Raw genomic sequence first — 23,335 nt, 5'->3', positions numbered from 1 at the left:
GAGTGAAGGAAAACGGGTTCGGATGTTCAGGACTGGGCCCGCAGCGCTTGGCGCTTGCCGCGGGCGCGGATGTTGAGCGACTCGACCGCGAGCGAGAAGCACATCGCGGCATAGAGATAGCCCTTGGGCACATGCTGGTCGAAGGCTTCGGCGGTGAGCGCCATGCCCACCATCACCAGAAAGGCCAGCGCCAGCACCTTCACCGAGGGATGGCGGTCGACGAACTCGCCGATCGGCTTGGCGGCCACCAGCATCACGCCCACCGAGGCCACCACCGCGGCGATCATCACGCCGATCTGGTCCACCATGCCCACCGCGGTGATCACCGAGTCGAGCGAGAACACGATGTCGATCACGGCGATCTGGCCGATGATCATCCAGAACAGGCGCTGGCCGGCGGCCTTCACCGCGGCGCTGTCGGTGGCCGGCGGGCCATCCTGCTCGCGCGCCTCCACCTCCACAAAGATCTCGTGCGAGGCCTTGTAGAGCAGGAACAGGCCGCCCAGCAGCAGCACCAGGTCGCGCCCGCTGATGCCCTGGCCCATCAGGCTGAAGAGATCGGCGGTGAGGCCCATCACCCAGCTCAGGCTCAGCAGCAGCAAGAGGCGCGAGACCATCGCGAAGCCCAGGCCCAGGCGCCGCGCCTGGTCGCGCTGGGCGGCCGGCAGCCGGCCCACCAGGATGGAGATGAAGATGATGTTGTCGATGCCCAGGACGATTTCCAGGGCGGTCAGCATCGCGAAGGCGAGCCAGATATTGGGGTCGAGCAGAAAGTCCATGATGGCTACTTGGAGGCAAAGGGGGTGGCGCGCAGGCCGACCATCCCGGGATGGGCGTGGAACCAGGCCACGCCAGAGGCTTCAGGCGCTAAAGGTCAGCGCTAGGGCCTGGGCCTTGGGGGGGCGCTGCGGCCCCTTCAAGTAGGGCGCCGGCGCCAGCGCCATGCTGAGCCCGGCGGGGCATGCCGCGGGCATCGATGCGAGCCTGGACGGCTGCCATTGGGCAAACAGCTCGGGCGCTTCCAGCGCATCGTCGCTCGTTTCGGGCTCGATGCCCGTATCGCCCGTATCGCCCGTATCGGCTGCATCGGCCTCGTTGGCAAGATCCGCGCAAGCCACCATCAGTTCCGGCTGCGCGGCGTCGCCCGGCACTTGCGCTGCGGCCGGCAGGGCGGCGCAGAGCAGCAGCAGGGCATGGATGACGGTCGCGAAGATGACGATGCAGCGGAACATGTGGCGCACAGTTTACCGTGTCGCCCTCAGCCTTGCAGATAGGCCAGTTCTTCCGCGCTGAAACCGGCTGCCGAGCGTGCCGGCAGGTTGAAGGGCGGGCGCAGGCGCGGCGCCTCGTAGCGCGCCACCAACTCGGGGTAGAGGGCGATCGGGTCCAGCCCGCGCTCGCGGCACAGCAGGCGGTACCAGCGGTTGCCGATCTCCACATGGCCGATCTCGTCGCGCAGGATCACATCGAGGATCTCCACCGCGCGCAGGTCGCCGGCGCGCCGCAGCTTGTCCTGCAGCGGCGGGGTGGCATCCAGGCCGCGCGCCTCCAGCGTGCGCGGTACCAGGGCCATGCGCGCCAGCACGTCCGCGCGGGTGCGCTCGGCCATGGACCAGAGCCCGTCGTGCGCATCGAAGTCGCCGTAGCCATGGCCCAGGCTCTGCAGATGCTCGTGCAGCAGGCCGAAATGCAGGGCCTCCTCGCTGGCCACGCGCAGCCAGTCCAGGTAGTAGGGCGCGGGCATGCCGGCAAAGCGCCACACCGCATCCAGCGCCAGATTGATGGCATTGAACTCGATATGGCAGATGGCATGGATCAGGCCGGCGCGGCCGGCCAGGGTGAAGGGCGAGCGGTTCGCCACCTTGATGGCGGCCACCAGGCGGGGCCTGTCGGGGCGGCCCGGCAGGTCGGGCGGGGCTTGAATCTGCGCCTCGCAGGCCAATATGAGACCGTCCTGCGCGGCCGCATAAAGCGCGCGGGCGGCGGCGGCCTTGGCCGCTGGATCGACGATGCGCAAGACCTCGAGCGCGCGGTGACGGGTTTCCATCCGTAAAATTATCCCCTTTTGCCCAGACGGCCCAGGAGTACGGCGATGGCGATTTACCAGTTGGGCGAGCTCAGGCCCGAAGTTGCAGACAGCGCCTGGGTGGCCGACAGCGCCCAGGTGATAGGCCGGGTGACGCTGGGCGAGGACGTGAGCATCTGGTTCAACGCCGTGCTGCGCGGCGACAGCGACAGCCTCAGCATCGGCCGCGGCAGCAATATCCAGGACGGCTCGGTGCTGCATGCCGACACCGGCTTCCCGCTGGTGCTGGGCGAGAACGTCACCGTGGGGCACCAGGTCATGCTGCATGGCTGCACGGTGGGCGACAACAGCCTGATCGGCATCGGCGCCGTGGTGCTGAACGGCGCGCGCATCGGCAAGAACTCGCTGGTGGGCGCCGGCTCGCTGGTGACCGAGGGCAAGGTGTTCCCGGACGGCAGCCTGATCATGGGCAGCCCGGCCAAGCTGGTGCGTGAACTCACACCCGAGGCCATCCAGGGCCTGGCGGCCAGCGCGGCGCATTACATCCACAACGGCCAGCGTTACGCCGCCGACCTGAAGAAGATTTCCTGATGAGCGAGTTGCACAAATTCCTGTTCGAGGGCCTGCCGGTGCGCGGCATGCTGGTGCGCCTGACCGGCGCCTGGCGCGAGGTGCTGAAGCGCCGTGAAGCGGTGGGCCAGTTCCCGCCCGAGGTGCGGGTGCTGCTGGGCGAGATGGCGGCGGCGGGCGTGCTGATGCAGTCCAATATCAAGTTCAACGGCGCGCTGGTGCTGCAGGTGCTGGGCGACGGGCCGGTGAAGCTGGCGGTGGCCGAGGTGCAGCCCGACCTGAGCTTCCGCGCCACCGCCAAGGTGGTGGGCGAGGTGCCGGCGGGCGCCCAGCTCGAGGCCATGCTGAATGTGCACGGCCAGGGGCGCTGCGCCATCACCCTCGACCCCAAGGACCGCATGCCCGGCCAGCAGCCCTACCAGGGCGTGGTGCCCCTGCATGGCGACCAGCGCGAGCCGCTGCAAAAGGTGGCCGAGGTGCTGGAGCATTACATGCTGCAGTCCGAGCAGCTCGACACCAAGCTGGTGCTGGCGGCCAACGACGAGGTGGCCACCGGCCTGCTGATCCAGCACATGCCGATCGAGGGCGAGGGCAATCTGGAGCGTCAGGCGCGCGCGGCCAGCGATGTCGGCTTTGCCGATGCCTTCAACCGCATCAGCATGCTGGCCGGGACGCTCAGCGCCGAGGAGTTGCTGACCCTGGACGCCGACACGATTCTGCGCCGCCTGTTCTGGGAAGAGGACCTGCGCCGCTTCGAGCCGCTGACGCCCAGCTTCGCCTGCTCCTGCTCGCGCCAGCGCGTCGGCAAGATGCTGATGGGCCTGGGCCGCGACGAGGTGGACAGCATCCTCGCGGAGCGCGGCCATGTCGAGATCGGCTGCGACTTCTGCGGCCTGCAGTACAGCTTCGATGCGGTGGACGTGGGCGGCCTGTTCGCCACCGGCCAGACGCAGCAGGCCGGCGCGGGCGACGCCAGCCTGCAATAAGCAGGCTTAGTTGAGCCGCTGCACGCGGTCCAGCGCGCTGGGCTGCACGGGGCTGTGGCGCTCCAGGTATTGCACCAGGGCGTCCACGTCCATCATGCCGGTGCGCGCCGCCAGCCCCTGGGTGAAGGCCGGGAAGCCGTCGCCGCCGGCGGCCATGAAGCTGTTGATGGTCACGCGGTAGCGGGCCTGGGGCTCGATCGGTTTGCCGTGCAGGCTGAGGCTGCCGGCCAGCACACGCTGGCCCGGCGGCCGGCTGGCGTCCCAGCGGTAGCGAAAACCGCTGGACACCTGCAGCGGCCTGAACTTGGGCTGGTTCAGCCATTGCTGCTCCAGCGCCTCGTACAGCGCGGCACCGCTCAGATCGAGGGTGACCAGGGTGTTGTAGAAGGGTTGCACGCTGAACACGTCCTCGTAGCTGACCTCGCCCTGGCCCTTCATCACCAGGCCGGCACGCACACCGCCGATATTGGTCAGCGCCAGCACCGCGCCGCCGTTCTCGGGCGCGGCGGTGGCCTCCAGCTGCGCATCGGCGATCAGCTCGCCCATCAGGGTCTCGCCGGCGGGATGGGCGCCCTCGTCGCGCGTGAACGAGACCGGGATGCGGCCCACCACGCGCTTGGCCAGCGGGCCCGAACGTTCCTCGTAGGCGGCGATCAGCGCGCTCTGCTCGGGCGCCTTGGCGAAGCGGTCGTTGCGCACCAGCACATTGCTGGCCTGGGCGCTGACGATGTCGCGCGTGCGGCGGTCGATCTGCAGATCGATCTCGCTGACGATGGTGCCGTACTTGTCGCCGCTGGTGACCAGGCGCCCGCCGATGCGGCAGTTGTAGGCCTTGTGCGTGTGGCCGCTGACCACCAGGTCCACCGCCTTGTCCAGGCGCTGCACGATGTCGACGATGGGCCCCGAGATGCCCGGGCATTCGTTGTAGTCGCCGCTCGGGAAGCCGCCCTCGTGGATCAGCACCACGATCGCCTCGACGCCCTGCTGCTGCAACTCGGGCACCAGGCGGTTGATGGTCTGCACCTCGTCGTCGAAGCGCAGGCCCTCGGCGGCCTTGGGGCTGACGATGCCCGGCGTGCCCTTCAGCGTGAGGCCGATGAAGCCCACCGGCACGCCCTCGAAGCGCTTGATGTAGGTGGCCGGGAACAGGGTCTTGCCGCTGCCCAGGTCCCAGGTGCTGGCGGCCAGGTATTGGTAGCGTGCGCCGCGGAAGGGCTCAGGCCCCTTGCAGCCGTCCACCGGGTGGCAGCCGCCATGCTGCTTGCGCAGCAGCTCGGCCGCGCCATTGTCGAATTCATGGTTGCCCACCGCCGTCACTTCCAGGCCCATCAGGCCCAGCGACTCGATGGTGGGCTCGTCGTGGAACAGGGCCGAGAGCAGCGGGCTGGCGCCCACCAGATCGCCGGCCGCCACGAAGATGTGGTTGGGGTTCTTGGCACGCAGCTGCTGCACGGCGCTGGCCAGGTATTCGGCGCCGCCCGCGGCCAGCTCCATGCTGGCGCCGGGCTGGGCCGGATCGGCCACGCGGATGCCGCCGGCCGGGGGCTTCAGATTGCCATGGAAGTCGTTGATGGCCAGCAGCTTGACACTGAGAGGCGCGCTTGGCGGCGTGCTGACGCAGGCGCTCAGCAGCAGCGCGGCGCAGGCAATAGCAAAGGGGAGACGTGCGATAGGTGTCATGGCAGGGGCTTGCTGGTCAGGGCGAGGCTGGCATGCTCGCACTCGGGTTGGTCGCAATGTTCGCAGGTCCAGCGCGTCGCCGCGGGCAATCCGGCTTCGCGGTCCAGCAGGCGGCTGAAAAGGCCCGCGGCCTGCTGCGGTGCGTGCTGCATCAGCAGCGGCGTGATGGCGTTGAGCGCGCTGTCCAGGCGCTGGGGGCCCTGGCCATGCACGACGCTCCAGCCCAGTGATGCCTGGCGCAGCGCACGGCGCAGCGCGGCGTCGACGGGGGCACGCACATGCGCACCGTCTCGCTGCAGGCCGTCGGCCACCCAGGGCAGGTCTAGGCCGGTCAGCAGAGTGAGCGCGCAACGCGCCTGAAAGGCCAGCGCGTCCGCGTGCAGGCCCGCGTCGCCGAACAGCAGCTCGCTGTAGATCGCGGTCATCAGCGGCGTGGTGTCGCAGATCACCAGATCATGCGTCCGTGCGGCGGCTTCGATCTGCTCACGCTGGGCCGCGGCGATGGCGGCCTGCTCATGGGCTTGCGGCGTGCGGCCGGCCTGCTCGCACCAGGTGCGCAAATGCTCGTCCACGCGCGCGCAGCGCAGCCCCGTGCGGGCGAGCAGGGCCTGCTGCAGTTCGGCGGCGAGGGCGCTCTTGCCGGTGCTCTCGGCGCCGACGATGGCGATCAGCATGGCGCCTGCCATGCCTTAGGCCGCCGCCGGTTCGATCTGGCGCTGCCAGGCGCGCCAGCCGGCCACCGACATGGGGATGAAGACGGCATACAGCAGCACGGTGAGCCAATAGCCCTTGTAGGCGAACAGCGTGACGCTGACGGCGTTCACCAGCACCCAGACGCTCCAGTTCTCATGGTATTTGCGCCCCAGCAGCCATTGGCCCAGCAGGCTGGCCACGGTGGGGAAGGCGTCCCAGAAGGGCAGGGTGGAATCGGTATGGCGCTGCAGCCACAGGCCCAAGAGCGGCCAGGCCAGCGCGGTGGCGGCAATCGCCACCCAGCGCCCGCGCGGGCTCAGGCGCCGCACCCGCAAGACCTGACCCTCGTCGGTGCGGCCATACAGCCATTGCCACCAGCCCCATAGGGCCAGCGCGGCGAACACCAGCTGCAGCGTGGCCTCGCCATAGAGCTTGCCGCTCCAGAACAACAGGAAATAGAGCAGCGAGCTGATCAGCGCCAGCGGCCAGGCCAGCACATGCACACGCATATTGCACAAGACCATCCAGATCGCCAGCACGAAGGCCAGCACCTCCAGCCAGGTGATGGGGCTGCCGAAGGCCTCGAAGGCGGACAGGAACAGGGGTTGCAGCCAGAGCAGCAGGGCGTCCATCGGAGTGGCCCCGCCTCAGTGGCGCTGCTGCTGAAACTGCACGTAGATCTCGTCGGGGCGCACCATGCCCAGCTCCAGGCGCGCCTTCTCCTCGACCATTTCCAGGCCTTCGCGCAGGTCGCGCAACTCGGCCAGCATCTGCGCGTTGCGCGCACGTGCCTGGTCGTTGGCTTCTTCCTGGGTCTTGAGCTGGGCGCGCAGCTGCACGCCGCGCGCAAGACCGCCCTTGCCGAACCAGAGTTGGGCTTGGATGGCCAGTAAAAAAGCGGCCAGGATGAGGGCGATGGTCTTCACGCGCCGCAGTTTAGCGCGGCTCTTCGGAGCCGCGCCTCAGGACTTAGCGCAGGTTATAAAAAGCAGCGCGGCCGGGATACACCGCCACGTCGCCCAGGTCTTCCTCGATGCGCAGCAGCTGGTTGTACTTGGCCATGCGGTCCGAGCGCGACAGCGAGCCGGTCTTGATCTGGCCGGCGTTCAGGCCCACGGCGATGTCGGCAATGGTCGAGTCCTCGGTTTCGCCCGAGCGGTGCGAGATCACGGCGGTGTAGCCGGCGCGCTTGGCCATCTCGATGGCGGCGAAGGTCTCGGTGAGCGTGCCGATCTGGTTGATCTTGATGAGGATCGAGTTGGCGATGCCCTTGTCGATGCCTTCCTTCAGGATCTTGGTGTTGGTGACGAACAGGTCGTCGCCCACCAGCTGCACCTTCTGGCCCAGCACCTCGGTGATGTGCTTCCAGCCGTCCCAGTCGCCCTCGGCCATGCCGTCTTCGATCGAGATGATGGGGTACTTGTCGACCCAGGTGGCCAGCATGCTGGTCCATTCCTGGGCGGTCAGGCTCAGGCCTTCACCTTCCAGCACATACTTGCCGTCCTTGTAGAACTCGCTGGCGGCGCAGTCCAGGCCCAGGGCGATCTGCTCGCCGGCGGTGTAGCCGGCCTTGTCGATCGCCTGCAGGATCAGCTGGATGGCGGCCTCATGGCTCTCGACGCTGGGGGCAAAGCCGCCCTCGTCGCCCACCGCGGTGCTGATGCCCTTGTCGTGCAGGATCTTCTTGAGCGCGTGGAACACCTCGGCGCCCCAGCGGATGGCTTCGCGGAAGGTCGGGGCGCCCACCGGGATGATCATCAGCTCTTGCAGGTCCAGCGTGTTGTTGGCGTGCGCGCCACCGTTGATGACGTTCATCATCGGCACCGGCAGCTGGTTGCCGCCCATGCCGCCGAAATAGCGGTACAGGGGCAGGCCCGACTCCTCGGCTGCGGCACGCGCCACCGCCATCGAGACCGCCAGCATCGCGTTGGCGCCCAGGCGGCTCTTGTTCTCGGTGCCGTCCAGGTCGATCAGGGTCTTGTCCAGGAAGGCCTGCTCGGAGGCGTCCAGGCCCAGCACGGCCTCGGAGATCTCGGTGTTGATGTGCTCGACCGCCTTCAGCACGCCCTTGCCCAGGTAGCGGGCCTTGTCGCCGTCGCGCAGCTCGATGGCCTCGCGCGAACCGGTGGACGCGCCGCTCGGCACGGCCGCACGGCCCATCACGCCGGATTCCAGCAGCACATCGCATTCGACAGTGGGGTTGCCGCGGCTGTCCAGGATCTCACGGCCGACGATGTCAACAATTGCACTCATTCAAAAGTCTCCAGAAGGTCAAAAATTCTCAGGCGGGACTGTGCCGGGTTTTCGTTACCAGCGCTGAACAAGATCAGACGCCTTCGATCAACACCATGCGCATCACCGCCGCGCCGGCACGCGCCTGGCGGGCCTGGCCATATTCCGGCGAGTCGTTGAAGGCCTTGGCGGCTTCCAGGCTCGGGAACTTCAGGAGCACCACGCGCTCGGGCGTCCAGTCGCCCTCCAGCACCTCGACCTTGCCACCGCGCACGCAGACCTCGGCGCCATGCGCCTGCATCGCGATGCTGGAGAACCTGCGGTACTCCTCGTACTGCGTGGGATTGGTGACGGTGACGTTGGCGAGGATGTAGGCGGAGGGCATGGGTTCAGCAGAAGAAGTCGTTCTCGAGCAGCGGCTGGCTCTTGACCACGCGGTCCAGCGCCACCAGCTGCTCCAGCAGGGCCCGCATGCGGTTCAGGGGCACGGCGTTGGGTCCGTCCGACCAGGCTTCGGCCGGGCGCGGATGGGTTTCCATGAAGAGGCCCGCCACGCCCGCGCCGACGCCCGCCCGGGCCAGCACGGGCACCATCTCGCGGGCACCGCCGCTGGTGGTGCCCTGGCCGCCCGGCTTCTGCACCGAGTGCGTCACGTCGAACACCACGGGCGCGCCGGACTTGCGCATCTCGGCCAGGCTGGTCATGTCGGCCACGAGGTTGTTGTAGCCGAAGCTCACGCCGCGTTCGCAGGCCAGGAAGCGGTCCTCCGACAGGCCCGCTTCGCGTGCTGCCTCGCGGGCCTTGTCGATGACGTTCTTCATGTCCCAGGGCGCCAGGAACTGCCCCTTCTTGATGTTCACCGGCTTGCCGCTCATGGCCACCGCGCGGATGAAGTCGGTCTGGCGGCACAGGAAGGCCGGGGTCTGCAGCACGTCGACCACGGCGGCCACCGGCGCCACCTGGGCTTCGTCATGCACATCGGTCAGGATGGGCAGCTGCAGCTGGCGGCGCACCTCGTCCAGGATCTTGAGGCCCGCATCCATCCCCACGCCGCGCTTGCTGCTGCCCGACGAGCGGTTGGCCTTGTCGAAGGAGCCCTTGTAGATCAGCGGAATGCCAAGCGCCGTACAGGCTTCCTTGAGTTGGCCGGCCACCTCGATCGAGAGCTCCTGGCTCTCGATCGAGCAGGTGCCGGCGATCAGGAAGAAAGGCTTGTCGATTCCGACGTCAAACCCGCACAGCTTCATCATGATGCTTACGCCTTCTTGTGATCCAGCGCTGCCTTGATGAAGGCGATGAACAGCGGGTGGCCGTCCCAGGGCGTGGACTTGAACTCGGGGTGGAACTGCACGCCCACATACCAGGGGTGCACCTCGCGCGGCAGCTCCACCATCTCGGTGAGCTTCTCGCGCTGCGTGATGGCCGAGATCACCAGGCCAGCGGCCTGCAGCTTGTCGAGGTAATGCTCGTTGGCCTCGTAGCGATGGCGGTGGCGCTCGGTCACCACGGGCCCATAGATGTCATGCGCCAGCGTGCCGGCCTTGACGTCCGAGCTCTGCGCGCCCAAGCGCATGGTGCCGCCCAGATCGCTCTTCTCGTCGCGCTTCTGGATGCTGCCGTCGGCGTCCTGCCACTCGTCGATCAGCGCGATCACCGGGTGCGGCGTCGTCGGTTCGAACTCGGTGGAGTTGGCGCCGGCGAGGCCGGCCATATGGCGCGCGTATTCGATGGTGGCGACCTGCATGCCCAGGCAGATGCCCAGGTAGGGCAGCTTGTGCTCGCGTGCATATTGCGCCGCCAGGATCTTGCCTTCCACGCCGCGCTTGCCGAAGCCGCCGGGCACCAGGATGGCGTCGTACTGGGCCAGCTGATCGATGTTCTCGGCCGTCAGCAGCTCCGAGTCCACGTATTCGATCTTTACGCCCGCATGGTTGTGGATGCCGGCGTGGCGCAGCGCCTCGTTGAGCGACTTGTACGAGTCCGACAGGTCGGTGTACTTGCCGCACATCGCGATGGTGACATGCTTGGCGGGGTTCTCGACCTCGTGCACCAGGGTGTCCCAGCGCTTCAGGTCGGTGCTCTTGGTGTTGAGCTGCAGCTTGGTGCAGATCAGCTGGTCCAGGCCCTGCTCATGCAGCACGCGCGGCACCTTGTAGATGGTGTTCACGTCCCACATCGAGATCACGCCGTACTCGGGCACATTGGTGAAGAGCGAGATCTTCTCGCGCTCGTCGTCCGGGATGCGGCGGTCGGCGCGGCACAGCAGGGCGTCGGGCTGGATGCCGATCTCGCGCAGCTTCTGCACCGTGTGCTGGGTCGGCTTGGTCTTCAGCTCGCCGGCGGCGGCGATCCAGGGCACATAGGTCAGGTGCACGAAGGCGGTGTTGGTGGGGCCGGCGCGCAAGCTCATCTGGCGCACCGCCTCCAGGAAGGGCAGCGATTCGATATCGCCCACCGTGCCACCGATCTCGACGATGGCCACGTCCACCGCGTCGGGCGTGCCGGCACCGGCACCACGGCGGATGAAATCCTGGATCTCGTTGGTGACATGGGGAATCACCTGCACGGTCTTGCCCAGGTAATCGCCACGGCGCTCCTTCTCCAGCACCGACTTGTAGATCTGGCCGGTGGTGAAGTTGTTGCTGCGCTTCATGCGGGTGGTGATGAAGCGCTCGTAGTGACCCAGGTCCAGGTCGGTCTCGGCACCGTCATCGGTGACAAAGACCTCGCCATGCTGGAAGGGAGACATCGTGCCCGGATCCACGTTGATGTAGGGATCCAGCTTGATGAGGGTGACTTTGAGGCCGCGCGATTCGAGGATGGCAGCCAGAGAGGCCGATGCGATGCCCTTGCCGAGTGAGGACACCACACCGCCTGTGACGAAGACGTACTTGGTCATGTCTTGCAGCGTCCCGTGCAAGAACGCTGTGGTGGTAAAGCGCGATTATAGCGATGCCGCGCCAGCCACCCGGGCCTGCGAGCGCAGGCTGTCCAGCAATTGCAGTACCAGGGCCGCCGTGTCGTCGGGGCGCTCGAAGGGATAGAGATGCGAGCCCTCCAGCCAGTGGAAGTTGCCATGGGCCAGCGCCTTGGACGCCGTGGCACCGGCCTGGCGCAGCTCTTCCGACTGCGTGCCGGCCACAAAGGCGACCGGGCAGCGCGGCGCATGGCGCTTGATGAGCCCTTCGATGTGATGCGGCAGGGTGTTGTAGATGCGGGTCTCGATCTCGCGCCGGAAGCCCAGCACGGTCTTGCCGTCCGGCGCTTCATCGAAGCCGCAGGCCACATAGTCCTGCAGCACGCGCGGGTCCCAGCGCGCGAACTTGTGCTTGGACGCAAAGTGCGCCAGCACCGCGGCGCGGCTGGGCCATTCATGGCGGCGCTGGTGCGAGACCTTGCCGGGCGAGACGCGCTGCATCAGCCTTGTCGCCTTGGCCACCTGCACGCTGTGGGCGCGCCAGCCCGCCACGATGGGCGAGTCCAGCAGGATCAGGCCCTGCGCCAGATCGGGCCGGCGGCAGGCGGTGAGCAGGCTCAGGATGCCGCCCAGCGAATGGCCCACCAGCATCACCTTGCCGGCGGGGCGCACCTCGTGCTCGATGAAGTGGATCAGCTCGTCGCGCAGATGCGGCCAGTTGCTGCTGACGGGAAACCTGGGGTCATGGCCGATGCGGGGCAGGGCGGCCACGCGCCAGCCGGCACGCTCCCAGATCTCGAACAGCACGCGGTAGCAGCCGGCCGGAAATCCGTTGGCGTGGGAAAAGACGATCGTGCCTTGGGCTTGCTTCTTCATGCGTGCTTGCTGAGGGCCTTGAGCTTGTAGAGCGCTTCCAGCGCCTCGCGCGGGCTCAGGGCATCGGGATCCAGATCTTGCAGCGCTTCCAGCGCCGGGCTGGTCGCGGCGGCGACACCGGGCGCAGGCTCGGGCGGCGCAGCGAACAGATCGATCTGCGCCTCGCCCTCGCCGGCCTTGGCTTCCAGGGCTTCCAGCGTGGCACGCGCCTGGCGCACCAGGCTTGCGGGCATGCCGGCCAGGCGTGCCACCTGCACGCCATAGCTGCGGCTGGCCGGGCCGGGCTGGATCTCATGCAGGAACACGATGTCCTCGCCGCTCTCCACCGCCGAGACATGCATGTTCAGGGCCTGTTGGTGCTTGGCCGGGAACTCGGTGAGCTCGAAGTAATGGGTGGCGAAGAGCGTGAAGGCGCGGCACTTGTCGTGCAGATGGCTGGCGATCGCGCCGGCCAGGGCCAGACCGTCGAAGGTGGAGGTGCCGCGGCCGATCTCGTCCATCAGCACCAGGCTCTGGTCGGTGGCGCTGTGCAGGATGGCGGCCGCCTCGGTCATCTCCAGCATGAAGGTCGACTGCGCATTGGCCAGGTCGTCCGCCGCGCCGATGCGGGTGTGGATCGCGTCCATGGGCCCCAGGCGGCAGGCCGCGGCCGGCACATAGGAACCGATGGCGGCGAGCAGGCAGATCAGCGCAACCTGGCGCATGAAGGTGCTCTTGCCGCCCATATTGGGGCCGGTGATGACCTGCATGCGGGTGCGCGCGTCGAGCCGGCAGTCATTTGCCATGAACTCGCCGGCGCCGGTTTCGCGCAAGCGCATCTCCACCACCGGGTGGCGGCCGCCCGCGATCTCGATGCAGGGCTGGCCCACGAACTCGGGCCTGCACCAGCGCAGCGTGGCAGCGCGCTCGGCCAGCGCCGCCAGCGCGTCGAGGCTGGCCAGCGCACGGCCCAGCTGGGTCAGCGCGGCGAGCTCCTCGATCAAGTTGTCAAGCACCACTTCGAAGAGCAGCTTCTCGCGTGCCAGCGCGCGCTCCTGGGCCGAGAGCGCCTTGTCCTCGAAGGCCTTCAGCTCGGGCGTGATGTAACGCTCGGCGTTCTTGAGCGTCTGGCGGCGCTGGTAGTCCAGCGGCACCTTGTCCACCTGGCCCTGCGTGACCTCGATGTAGAAGCCATGCACCTTGTTGTACTGCACGCGCAGATTGGCGATGCCGGTGCGGGCGCGTTCGCGCGTTTCCAGGTCCAGCAGGAAGCTGTCGCAGTTCTGCTGGATCGCGCGCAGCTCGTCGAGCTCGGCGTCGAAGCCGGGGGCGATCACGCCGCCGTCGCGCAGCAGCACCGCCGGTTCATCGGCGATCGCGCGGCGCAGCAGCTCCTCAATATGCGGCGAGGCCAGCAGGCCGCCGGCCAGTTCGTCCAGCAGCGCGCTGCCGGCGGGCACGGTGCCCTGCAGCTGGGGCAGCAGCTGCAAGGTGGCGCGCAGGCCGGTGAGCTCGCGCGGGCGTACCTGGCGCAGCGCGATGCGGGCGGCAATGCGCTCCACGTCGGAGACGCCGCGCAGGGCATCGCGCAGACCCTCGAAGCCGCCCTGCAGCAGCGCCGCGATCGCGCCATGGCGCGCCAGCGCCTCGCCACGCTCGCGCCTGGGGTGCAGCAGCCAGTGGCGCAGCGCACGGCTGCCCATGCCGGAGCGGCAGGTATCCAGCACCGAGAGCAGGGTGGGCGTGGTCTCGCCGCGCAGCGTGAGGGTCAGCTCCAGATTGCGCTGGGTGGCCGGTGGCAGGTCCATCAGCTCGCTGCTGCGCTGCACCTGCAGGCTCTTCACATGCGCCAGCGCCCGGCCCTGGGTGTGCTCGGCATAGCTCAGCAGCGCGGCGGCGGCGGCATGACCGGCCGTGAACTCCTGGGCATTGAAGCCTGCCAGGCTGGCCACGCCTAGCTGCTCGCAGAGCTTGCGCGCGCCCAGCGCGCTGTCGAACTGCCAGCTGGGGCGATTGGTGATGGGCAGACGGGCGGCCAGCACGCCGGCGGGCTGACGCTCGCGGTCCACCAGCACCTCGGCCGGCGCGAGGCGCGCCAGCCAGGAGGGCAGCTCGCGCTCGCTGCATTCGGCCAGGCCCAGCTGGCCCTGGGTGAGCGAGAGCCAGGCCAGGCCCAGTTTTTTACCCTGCGTCGCCACCGCCAGCAGGATGGAGTCCTGCTTGTCGGCCAGCAGCTCGGTGTCGGTGACGGTGCCGGGCGTCACCACCCGCACCACCTTGCGCTCCACCGGCCCCTTGGCCGTGGCTACATCGCCCACCTGCTCGGCAATCGCCACCGCCTCGCCCAGCTTGATCAGCTTGGCGAGGTAGGACTCCAGCGAATGCACCGGCACGCCGGCCATCACCACCGGCTGGCCGGCGCTCTGGCCGCGCACCGTGAGGGTGATGTCCAGCAGGGCATTGGCCTTGCGCGCATCGTCGAAGAAGACTTCGTAGAAGTCGCCCATGCGGTAGAACACCAGGGTCTCGGGGAATTCGGCCTTGATGCGCAGGTACTGCTGCATCATCGGCGTATGGGCTGAATAGTCAGCGGGCTGAGCCCGTGCCGTGGCCGGGGCGTTGTCTGGGTGACCCATGGGTATCGATTCGTACAGGTGATGTCGGCGCCCGGGCGGGCGGGCCCTTGCCGCGGGCAGCGGCGCATCTTACTTGTTGGCTGCGGCGCGGCCGTCGCGGCGGGCGCGCAACAGGCGCGGCGGCTTTTTGGTTATTTACGGTAAGCCAGTCTGTGGCCCGGTAAGCGCCGGCCCACCGCGCCCACCGAGGCGCTGCCCAGGCCGGCGCGCGGCTTCGGTAATGTTTTGTAAGCGTCAGCCCCTGGCGCCGGGCCGCGGCCGCGCCGTCGCGCCGGCGCTGTCACAAAGGCCCGCTGCTAGCATCGTTTGCAGACCGATCCATCCCCCTGCAACGCGAGCGAGACCCCTATGAATCTGGGCCAGCAAGGCCGTCCCATGCCCCCGCCGGCGCGGCGGCGGCTGCCATGAGCGAGGCCCTGTCCTTGCTGGCCCCGTTCGACGGCATCGCCATGCCTCTGCAGACGGTGGCCGATCCGGTGTTCGCCGGCCTGGTGCTGGGGGACGGCCTGGCGATCGAGCCGCTCTCGGCCACGCTGCTGGCGCCTTGCGACGGCGTGCTCAGCCACCTGGCACGCAGCGCCCATGCGCTCACGCTGACGGCGCCCAATGGCGCCGAGCTGCTGCTGCACATCGGCATCGACACCGTGCAACTCCAGGGCCAGGGCTTCAATGCCCTGGTGCGCCAGGGCGACGCGGTGCGCCGCGGCCAGCCGCTGATCGTGGTGGATCTGGACTGGGTGGCGCGGCGCGCGCCCTCGCTGCAGACCATGCTGGTGCTCACCGGCGGCGGCTTCGAGATTGCCGGCCGCGCCAGCGGCAGGCTCAAGGCCGGGCGGGATCAGTTCCTGCAACTGGCGCCGGCCCGGCCGACGGCCAGTGCGGCCGGCGTGGTTAGCCCGGCCGCGGCCGCGCTGCGCGCCCGTGCCCAGGTGCTGCACCGCAACGGCCTGCATGCCCGGCCGTCGGCCCTGGTGCAGGCGGCCGCGCGCGCCTTCGCCGCCGAGGTGCAGCTGGAGTTCCGCGGGCGCGCCGCCAATGCCCGCAGCATGACGGCGCTGATGGGCCTGGCGGTGGGCGAGCTGGACGAGGTGCTGGTCTGCGCCCGCGGCGCGGATGCCGAGGCCGCGCTGCAGGCGGTGGTGCAGGCGCTGCAAAGCTGCAGCGGCGCGGCACCGGTGAGCGCGCCGCCGGCCTCGCAGCCGGCACCCGCAGCGCCTGATGATGGCGACGGCGATGGCGGCCAGCGCCTGCGCGGCATCTGCGCCGCGCCCGGCCTGGCCCTGGGCCAGGTGTTGCGGCTGGATAGGCAGGTGGCCGAGGTGCCACAGCAGGGGCTGGGGCTGGAGACCGAGTTTGCCCGCCTGGCCAGCGCGCTCAAGCAGACGCGCGAGGAGATTGGCGCGGCGATGGCGAACGCCGCCGAGCGCCAGGCCAACGAGGAGCGCGACATCTACGGCGCCCATCTGGCCCTCGCCGACGATCCCGAGCTGATCGCCGCCACCGAGCAGGCGGTGCTGCGGGGCGACAGCGCCGGCCATGCCTTCCGCCAGGCCATCGGCGCGCAATGCGAGCTGCTGGGCGGGCTGGGCAATGCCCTGCTGGCCGAGCGCGTCAACGATCTGCAGGATCTGGAGCGGCGCCTGCTGGCGGCGCTGGGCCACCGGGCCGCGGGCCAGCCCAGCCTGGGCCCGGCCTCGATCCTGGTGGCGGACGATCTTGCCCCCTCCGATCTGACCGGCCTGCCGCGCGCCCAGCTGGCCGGGCTGGCCACCGTGCATGGCGGCGCCACCAGCCATGTGGCGATCCTGGCGCGCGCCATGGGCATACCGGCCCTGGTGGCGATGGGGCCGGCCCTGCTGGGGCTGCGCAACGGCCAGCAGGTGCTGCTCGACGCCGACCGCGGCCGGCTCTGCGCCGAGCCGAGCGCCGCGCAGCTGAGTGCCGCGCAGGCGCAGCTGGCCGCGCAGGCCGCCCAGCGCGCCGAGATGCTGCGCAGCGCCGACCGGCCCGCGCAGACCCTGGACGGCCAGCACATCGAGGTGGCCGCCAATATCGCCAACGAAGCCGATGCCCGCGAGGCGCTGCGCTGCGGCGCCGACGGGGTGGGGCTGCTGCGCACCGAATTCCTCTTCATCGACCGCAACGAGATGCCCGACTCCGCCGAACAGGCGAGTGCCTACCAGGCGGTCATCGATGCGCTGCAGGGCCGGCCCGCCATCATCCGCACCATGGACGTGGGCGGCGACAAGTCGCTGCCCTATCTGAGCCTGCCCAGCGAGGACAACCCGGCGCTGGGCCTGCGCGGCATCCGCTCCGGCCTGGCCCAGCCCGAGCTGCTGGACGCGCAGTTGCGCGGCCTGCTGGCGGTGCGCCCGCTCGCCAGCCTGCGCATCCTGATCCCGATGGTGGCCGAGGTGGGCGAGGTGCTGCGGGTGCGCGAACGCATCGAGGCCCTGGCCGAGGAGATGGGGCTGGCCGAGCGGCCGCAGCTGGGCGTGATGATCGAGGTGCCCTCGGCCGCGCTGCTGGCCGACCAGCTGGCGCGTCATGTCGACTTCTTCTCCATTGGCACCAACGACCTGAGCCAGTACACGTTGGCGATGGACCGCTGCCATGCCGGCCTGGCGGCGCGCCTGGACCCCATGCACCCGGCCCTGCTGCGCCTCATCGCGATGACGGTGGAGGGGGCCGCCCAGCATGGCAAATGGGTGGGCCTGTGCGGTGGCATGGCCTCCGACCTGGAGGCGGTGCCGCTGCTGCTGGGCCTGGGGGTGAGCGAGCTCTCCGTCAGCCCGCCGCTGGTGCCGGGCGTGAAGGCCAGGCTGCGCACGCTCTCGCGCGTGCAGTGCCGGGCCGATGTGCAGGCGCTGCTGCGCCTGGAGTCCGCCGAGGCGGTGCGCGCCACGGCGCGCGCGCGCTGGCCCATGGAGGCCCAATGATCAAGCAAGCCCGAGGAACTTCAGCATGAAACCAAGCAGATTTGCCGGCATCCAGCAGCTCGGGCGCGCCCTGATGCTGCCGATCGCGGTCTTGCCGGTGGCGGGCTTGCTGCTGCGCCTGGGCCAGCCCGACCTGCTGGACATCGCGGTGATGGCGCAGGCGGGCGACGCCATCTTCGCCAACCTGGCGCTGATCTTCGCGATCGGCGTGGCGGTGGGCTTTGCGCGGGAGAACAACGGCACGGCCGGGCTGGCGGGGGCGATCGGCTACCTGGTGCTCACGGCGGTGCTGAAGGCCAGCGACGCCAAGATCAATATGGGCGTGCTGGCCGGCATCACCGCCGGGCTCTCGGCCGGCCTGCTCTACAACCGCTGCAAGGACATCGCCCTGCCGTCCTACCTGGCCTTTTTCGGTGGGAAGCGTTTCGTGCCCATCGCCACCGGCTTTGCGATGCTGCTGGCCGGCGTGCTGCTGAGCCTGCTGTGGCCGCCGGTGCAGCAGGGCATCGACGCGCTGGGCCATTGGCTGATCGGCGCCGGCGGGCTGGGCCTGTTCATCTACGGCGTGTTGAACCGGCTGCTGATCGTCACCGGCCTGCACCACATCCTCAACTCGCTCACCTGGTTCGTGTTCGGCAGCTTCCCGGACCCGCTGGTGGCCGGCAAGATCGCCACCGGCGACCTGAATCGCTTCTTTGCCGGCGACCCCACGGCCGGCAGCTTCATGACCGGCTTCTTCCCGGTGATGATGTTCGGCCTGCCCGCCGCCTGCCTGGCGATCTATCGCGCGGCGCGGCCCGAGAACCGCGCCGCGGTGGGCGGGCTGCTGCTCTCCATGGGCCTCACCGCCATGCTCACCGGCGTGACCGAGCCGGTGGAGTTCTCCTTCATGTTCCTGGCGCCGCTGCTGTATGCCATCCATGCCCTGCTGACGGGGCTGTCGATGGCGCTGATGCACGCGCTCGACGTGCGCCTGGGCTTCACCTTCTCGGCCGGGCTGTTCGATTACCTGCTGTCCTTCGGCAAGGGCCACAACGGCCTGCTGCTGCTGCCGGTGGGCTTGGCCTATGGCCTGGTCTACTACCTGCTGTTCAGCTTCTTCATCCGGCGCTTCAAGCTGCCGACCATGGGGCGCGAGGAGGGCGGCGCGGCACCGGCGCCCACCGTTAGCGCCAGTGGCCGCGGCAGCGCGCGTGCGCAGGGCCTGCTCGAGGCGCTGGGCGGGGCCGCCAATCTGCGCTCGGTGGACGCCTGCACCACGCGCCTGCGCCTGCAGGTGGCCGACAACGGCGCCATCGACGCGGCCGCGCTGCGCGCCCTCGGCGCCCGCGGCGTCATCATGCCGGCGCCCGGCAGCGTGCAGGTGGTGCTGGGCCCCGAGGCCGACCAGGTGGCCGACGAGCTGCGCGCGCTGCAGGGCCAGGCGCCGCAGCCCCCCGCCGCCGCCATGCCGCCGCCGCCAGCGCCGCCAGTGCCGCCAACCGAGCTGCGCCTGGACCGCAAGGCCTGGCTGCTGGCGCTGGGCGGCGAGGCCAATGTGCAGCGCATCGAGGCGGTGGCCGGCACGCGGCTGCGCGTGGTGCTGGGCGATGCCGCGCGCGTCGACGAGGCGGCCCTGCTGGGCCTGGGCGCGCTGGGCCTGCAGAGCTTCTCGCCGGCGCTGGTGCATGTGCTGCTGGCCGACGCCGCCGCCGCGCATGCGGCCCTGCTGGCCGAAAGGGCGGGGCCATGAGGGCGCTGCTGACGAGCTTGCTGCTGGGCTTGCTGCTTTCGGGCGCGAGTGCAGGGCCGTCAGGCGATGGCGCGCCGCTGCGCCTGCGCTGGGAGCTGGAGCGCAGCCAGTTCTCGCCCGAGCATCCCGAAGGTCGCTCGCGCGCGCTGTTCACACTCACCAATCTGGACCGCCGGCCCCTGCCGGCGCAGGGCTGGTCCATCTATTTCAGCGCCATGGCCGGCGTCGAGCTGGGCCCGGTATTGGAGGGTCAGGTCTTGCTGGAGCGCGTCGTCGCCACGCTGTTCCGCCTGCGCCCCGCAGCGGGTTTCCAGCCGCTGGACAGCGGCCAGACCCTGCGCATCGTGCTGCTCCATCCGGAGCTGGTGCTGATGCCGGACAAGGCACCGCAAGCGCCCTATCTGGTGCTGGACGAGGCGCCCGGGCGCGGCCTGGCGATCCGCGACTACCAGTTGCTGCCGCCCAGCCGCCCCGAGCAGACCGAGCTGCCGCCCGGCGCTGCGCTGCCGCTGGCGACGCCGCAATCGCTCTACCAGCGCTATGCCCAGGCCGCTATGCCGGCCGAGCTGCCGCCGCTGTTCCCGACGCCGCTGCAATACCGCCGGCTGGCCGGCACCCTGCACTGGGACGGCTTGCCCGAGGTACGCGCCGCGCCCGCGCTGGCGGCGCAGGCCGAGCAACTGCAGGCCTGGCTGCGCCCGCTGTTCCCGGGCGGCCAGGTGGGGCGCGGCCAGCCCGCGGTGCAACTGAGCCTGGGGCCGGTGGCCGGCCAGCGCTCGCCCGAGGCCTATGCGCTGAGCATCGGCGCGCGCCAGGGCGTGCGCCTCCGGGCGGCCAGCCCGGCCGGGTTGGCGCGCGGGCTGCAGAGCCTGCGCATGCTGCTGCCGCTGCCCACGGCGGTGCTGGCGCGGCAGGGCGTGGAGCTGCCGGCGCTGCACATCGTCGATGCGCCTCGCTATGCCTACCGCGGCCTGATGCTGGATGTGGCGCGCAATTTCCAGAGCAAGGCCACGCTGCTGTCGACCCTGGACCTGATGGCGCGCTACAAGCTCAACACCCTGCACCTGCACCTCAGCGACGACGAGGGCTGGCGGCTCGAGATCCCCGGCCTGCCCGAGCTCACCGAGGTGGGTGGGCGCCGCGGCCAGCAGGCCGACCCGCTCGCGCATCTGCCGCCCGCCTATGGCTCCGGGCCGGATCTGGCCGACCCCTATGGCAGCGGCCATTACAGCCGCGCCGACTATCTGGAGATCCTGCGCCATGCGGCGGCGCTGCAGATCGAGGTGATCCCCGAGATCGACATGCCGGCGCATGCGCGCGCCGCGGTGAAGGCGATGGAAAGTCGCTGGCAACGCCGCTTGCGCAGCGGTGCCGCCGGCGCGGACGAGTTCCTCCTGAGCGAGCCGGGCGACCGCTCGGTGTATCGCTCGGCCCAGCTGTACACCGACCATGTGATGAACCCGGCGCTGCCCTCCACCTATGCCTTTGTCGAGCAGGTGGTGGGCGCGCTCAAGGCCATGCACGCCGAGGCCGGCATGCCGCTGCGGCGCCTGCATGTGGGCGGCGACGAACTGCCGGCCGGCGCCTGGGAACAATCGCCCGCCTGTCAGGCCCTGCTCAAGCAGCTGGGGGCCAGCGATACCGAGGCGCTCTGGGATCACTTCTTCGATCGCGTGCAGGCCCTGCTGCGGCGCCAGGGCATCGCGGCGGCGGGCTGGGAGGAGCTCGGCGCACGCAAGGCCGTGCTGGCCGGTGAGCCCGGGCTGGCGCCGAACGCGCATTTCCTGCGGCGCGACATCCGCCTGCATGTCTGGAACAACACCGGCGCCAACGCGGACCTCGCCTACCGCCTCGCCAATGCGGGCTATGCCACCGTGCTGGCGCCGGCGACGCGGCTCTACTTCGATATGGCGCATCAGAAGGACCCGGCCGAGCCCGGCCACGACTGGGCGGCCTTTCTGGACCTCGACCAGGTGTTCGACTTCATGCCCACGCGCATGCCGGGCCGCCAGGGCCTGAGTGCCGAAGGCCGCCGCCACCTCATCGGGCTGGAGGCCACGCTGTTCTCCGAGACCGTGCGCGGCCCCGAGCGCCTGGCCCAGATGCTGATGCCACGCCTGCTGGGCCTGGCCGAGCGCGCCTGGGCCGCCGAGCCCGGCTGGGAGCGCCTGCCCGACCCGGCCGCCCAGGCGCGGGCGCGCGCCCAGTTCATGCAGCAGCTGGGCAGCCAGCTGCTGCCGCGCCTGGATGCCGAGTGGCCGGCGCTGCATTACCGCATCGCGCCGCCCGGCCTGCTGAGGCAGGGCGATCGCGTGCTGGCGCGCGCCCAGCTGCCCGGCATGACGCTGCGCTACACCAGCGACGGCAGCCCGCCGCGCGCCGACAGCCCGCTGGTGCAGGGGCCGATCACGGCGCGCGGGCGCATCGCCGTGGCCGCCTTCGACCGCAACGGCCGCGCCGGCCGGCCTTCATGGATCGACAACCCCTGAGCAAGGATCACTCTCATGCACGCACGCCGACTCGGCCTCAAGCTTCTCGCCGCCCATCTTCTGCTGGGAGGCGGGGCACTGGCGTCGGCCCAGCCCGCCGCGGGCGACTGGGCCGGCCATGGGCGCTACCGCGCCGCCAATGCGAGCCTGCCGGCGCCCGCCAGCGGCGAGCGCCGCGTGGTCTTCATGGGCGACTCGATCACCGAGTTCTGGAGCCCGGCGCTGGCCCAGGCCTTCCCCGGCAAGCCCTATGTGAACCGGGGCATCAGCGCCCAGACCACGCCGCAGATGCTGCTGCGCTTCCGGCAGGACGTGATCGAGCTGCAGCCGGCCGCGGTGGTGATACTGGCCGGCACCAACGACATCGCCGGCAACAGCGGGCCCAGCTCGGTCGAGATGATCGCCGGCCATGTGCGCTCGATGACGCAGCTGGCGCGGGCCCATGGCATCCGCGTGGTGCTGTGCGCGGTGCTGCCCGCGGCGGCCTACTACTGGAACCCGGCCGTCCATCCGGCGGCCACCATCGTCGCGCTGAACCAGCGCCTGCGCGAACTGGCGCGCGAGGGCGGCCACCGCTGGGTCGATTACCACGCCGCCCTGGCGGATGAACAGGGCGGCCTGCCGCTCAAGTACTCCGAGGACGGCGTGCACCCCAATGCCGCCGGCTACCGCGTCATGGCGCCGCTGCTGGAGCGCGAGATCGAGGCGGCGCTGAAGCCCTAGTCGATCTGCAGGCGCGCGAGCACCGGGAAATGGTCGGAGGGGTAGCGCTGGCCGTTGGAGTCGGTCAGCACCGCGTACTTGAGCACGCGGATGCGCGGGCTGAGGAAGATGTAGTCGATCAGCAGCTCCGGCGCGCTGCCGAACTTGAAATCGTTGAAGCTGGCCGGCGGGCCATAGGGCGGCGTCAGCGAGACCAGGCGCGCATCGCGCAGCTGGCCGCGCATGGCCTGGATCTGCACCGTGTCCGGCGTCGAGTTGAAGTCGCCCAGCGCGATCACATGGTCGCCGGGGTGCTGACGCCGCTGCTCGGCCAGCCAGCGCAGCAGCAGCAGGGCGGATTCGCGGCGCGCGATCGGACCCTCGTGGTCGAAGTGCACCGATACCACCAGCAGGCGCTGCCCGCCGTGGCGCTCCTGCAGCCGCACCCAGCTGGCGAGGCGGTTGCAGCAGCGCGCATCCCAGCCCTTGGAGGGGCGGTCGGGGGTCTCGCTGAGCCAGAAGTCGCCATGCGCAAGGCGCTGGAAGCGCGCGCGCCGGTAGAAGATGCTGGAATGCTCGCCGGCGTCCCGGCCATCGTCGCGGCCCACGCCCACATGCTCGAACTCGCTCAGCGCTTCCAGGTCGCGGATCTGCTCGGGCTGGCCCTCCTGGGTGCCGAACAGATCGAACTCGTGGTAACGGATCAGCGCCTTCACCGCCTCGACGCGCTGGGCCCAGACATTGGGGCCGTCGTCGGGGGTGTTGAGGCGCAGGTTGTAGCTGGCCACATTGAGCGGCGGCCCGGCCCAGGCGGGCAGGGGTATGAACATGGCCGTGAGCATGGCCGTGAGCAGGGCGAGGATGGGCAGCAATCGCAT

The 23,335-nt window shown here is 69.8% G+C and carries 20 protein-coding genes; 6 read left to right on the top strand and 14 right to left on the bottom strand.

Features of this window, described 5'->3' with window-relative positions; translation table 11 throughout:
• Positions 1–26 precede the first annotated feature (26 nt).
• The 3 genes from AC3WQY_RS09185 to AC3WQY_RS09175 form a co-directional block, all read right to left on the bottom strand.
• Positions 27–779 carry a TerC family protein gene (locus AC3WQY_RS09185; RefSeq protein WP_285232361.1) on the bottom strand — a complete coding sequence of 251 codons (753 nt, stop codon included), beginning with the start codon at positions 777–779 and terminating at the stop codon, positions 27–29.
• 81 nt (positions 780–860) lie between these two features.
• On the bottom strand, positions 861–1,232 hold the full coding sequence (locus AC3WQY_RS09180) for a hypothetical protein (RefSeq protein ID WP_492707657.1): 372 nt from the start codon (positions 1,230–1,232) through the stop codon (positions 861–863).
• A 26-nt stretch (positions 1,233–1,258) separates the two neighbouring features.
• Entirely contained in the window at positions 1,259–2,047 is a 789-nt protein-coding gene (locus tag AC3WQY_RS09175) for a ferritin-like domain-containing protein (RefSeq protein WP_492707655.1), read from the bottom strand.
• A gap of 45 nt (positions 2,048–2,092) precedes the next feature.
• Here AC3WQY_RS09175 and AC3WQY_RS09170 point away from each other — a divergent pair, with 45 nt between their 5' ends.
• The gene (locus AC3WQY_RS09170) at positions 2,093–2,617 is read left to right on the top strand and encodes a gamma carbonic anhydrase family protein (RefSeq protein WP_285232357.1); all 525 of its coding nucleotides are present in this window, start codon (positions 2,093–2,095) and stop codon (positions 2,615–2,617) included.
• Positions 2,617–3,582 carry an Hsp33 family molecular chaperone HslO gene (hslO, locus tag AC3WQY_RS09165; RefSeq protein ID WP_492707653.1) on the top strand — a complete coding sequence of 322 codons (966 nt, stop codon included), beginning with the start codon at positions 2,617–2,619 and terminating at the stop codon, positions 3,580–3,582. Before AC3WQY_RS09170 ends, hslO begins: the two co-directional genes overlap by 1 nt.
• Before the next feature lie 6 nt (positions 3,583–3,588).
• On the opposite strand, the gene AC3WQY_RS09160 is transcribed toward hslO, so the two are convergent.
• The 10 genes from AC3WQY_RS09160 to mutS all read right to left on the bottom strand — a co-directional run bounded on the left by AC3WQY_RS09160 (position 3,589) and on the right by mutS (position 14,526).
• Complete coding sequence (locus AC3WQY_RS09160; RefSeq protein WP_492707651.1) at positions 3,589–5,262, bottom strand: bifunctional metallophosphatase/5'-nucleotidase; 1,674 nt, start codon at positions 5,260–5,262, stop codon at positions 3,589–3,591.
• Positions 5,259–5,936 (bottom strand): AAA family ATPase, encoded by a 678-nt coding sequence (locus AC3WQY_RS09155; protein ID WP_492707649.1) that lies wholly within the window; start codon positions 5,934–5,936, stop codon positions 5,259–5,261. Before AC3WQY_RS09155 ends, AC3WQY_RS09160 begins: the two co-directional genes overlap by 4 nt.
• 15 nt (positions 5,937–5,951) lie before the next feature.
• Positions 5,952–6,587, bottom strand: coding sequence for a nicotinamide riboside transporter PnuC (gene pnuC / locus AC3WQY_RS09150; RefSeq protein WP_492707647.1), 636 nt, complete (start codon positions 6,585–6,587; stop codon positions 5,952–5,954).
• Between the two features lie 15 nt (positions 6,588–6,602).
• Positions 6,603–6,881 (bottom strand): septum formation initiator family protein, encoded by a 279-nt coding sequence (locus AC3WQY_RS09145; protein ID WP_492707645.1) that lies wholly within the window; start codon positions 6,879–6,881, stop codon positions 6,603–6,605.
• Positions 6,882–6,924: 43 nt separating this feature from the next.
• The gene (eno, locus tag AC3WQY_RS09140) at positions 6,925–8,208 is read right to left on the bottom strand and encodes a phosphopyruvate hydratase (RefSeq protein WP_285232351.1); all 1,284 of its coding nucleotides are present in this window, start codon (positions 8,206–8,208) and stop codon (positions 6,925–6,927) included.
• 73 nt (positions 8,209–8,281) lie between these two features.
• A complete protein-coding gene (locus AC3WQY_RS09135; RefSeq protein ID WP_492707642.1) occupies positions 8,282–8,572 on the bottom strand; it encodes a DUF1330 domain-containing protein in 291 nt (96 codons plus the stop codon).
• Between the two features lie 4 nt (positions 8,573–8,576).
• Positions 8,577–9,434 (bottom strand): 3-deoxy-8-phosphooctulonate synthase, encoded by an 858-nt coding sequence (kdsA, locus tag AC3WQY_RS09130; RefSeq protein WP_285235659.1) that lies wholly within the window; start codon positions 9,432–9,434, stop codon positions 8,577–8,579.
• A gap of 8 nt (positions 9,435–9,442) precedes the next feature.
• The gene (gene pyrG, locus AC3WQY_RS09125; protein ID WP_492707640.1) at positions 9,443–11,086 is read right to left on the bottom strand and encodes a CTP synthase; all 1,644 of its coding nucleotides are present in this window, start codon (positions 11,084–11,086) and stop codon (positions 9,443–9,445) included.
• Between the two features lie 45 nt (positions 11,087–11,131).
• A complete protein-coding gene (locus tag AC3WQY_RS09120; protein WP_492707637.1) occupies positions 11,132–11,980 on the bottom strand; it encodes an alpha/beta hydrolase in 849 nt (282 codons plus the stop codon).
• Positions 11,977–14,526, bottom strand: a complete 2,550-nt coding sequence (mutS, locus tag AC3WQY_RS09115; protein ID WP_492707635.1) for a DNA mismatch repair protein MutS — start codon at positions 14,524–14,526, stop codon at positions 11,977–11,979. The genes AC3WQY_RS09120 and mutS overlap by 4 nt, the downstream gene beginning before the upstream one ends.
• 473 nt (positions 14,527–14,999) lie before the next feature.
• Here mutS and ptsP point away from each other — a divergent pair, with 473 nt between their 5' ends.
• Genes ptsP through AC3WQY_RS09095 form a run of 4 tightly spaced genes read left to right on the top strand, consistent with a single transcriptional unit; the run spans position 15,000 to position 22,478 of the window.
• The gene (gene ptsP, locus AC3WQY_RS09110; protein ID WP_492707633.1) at positions 15,000–17,534 is read left to right on the top strand and encodes a phosphoenolpyruvate--protein phosphotransferase; all 2,535 of its coding nucleotides are present in this window, start codon (positions 15,000–15,002) and stop codon (positions 17,532–17,534) included.
• 25 nt (positions 17,535–17,559) lie between these two features.
• A complete protein-coding gene (gene nagE / locus AC3WQY_RS09105; RefSeq protein ID WP_492707631.1) occupies positions 17,560–19,266 on the top strand; it encodes an N-acetylglucosamine-specific PTS transporter subunit IIBC in 1,707 nt (568 codons plus the stop codon).
• A complete protein-coding gene (locus AC3WQY_RS09100; RefSeq protein ID WP_492707629.1) occupies positions 19,263–21,755 on the top strand; it encodes a family 20 glycosylhydrolase in 2,493 nt (830 codons plus the stop codon). The genes nagE and AC3WQY_RS09100 overlap by 4 nt, the downstream gene beginning before the upstream one ends.
• A 15-nt stretch (positions 21,756–21,770) precedes the next feature.
• Positions 21,771–22,478: an SGNH/GDSL hydrolase family protein gene (locus AC3WQY_RS09095; protein ID WP_492707626.1), complete on the top strand. Its 708-nt coding sequence runs from the start codon at positions 21,771–21,773 to the stop codon at positions 22,476–22,478.
• Here AC3WQY_RS09095 and AC3WQY_RS09090 read toward each other — a convergent pair.
• Positions 22,475–23,335, bottom strand: a complete 861-nt coding sequence (locus tag AC3WQY_RS09090) for an endonuclease/exonuclease/phosphatase family protein (RefSeq protein WP_492707623.1) — start codon at positions 23,333–23,335, stop codon at positions 22,475–22,477. The genes AC3WQY_RS09095 and AC3WQY_RS09090 overlap by 4 nt on opposite strands.

This window comes from Roseateles sp. FW301-B2 (assembly GCF_058788955.1).
The sequence above is the reverse complement of the archived record's forward strand: the minus strand, read 5'-3'. Positions and strand labels throughout refer to the sequence as shown.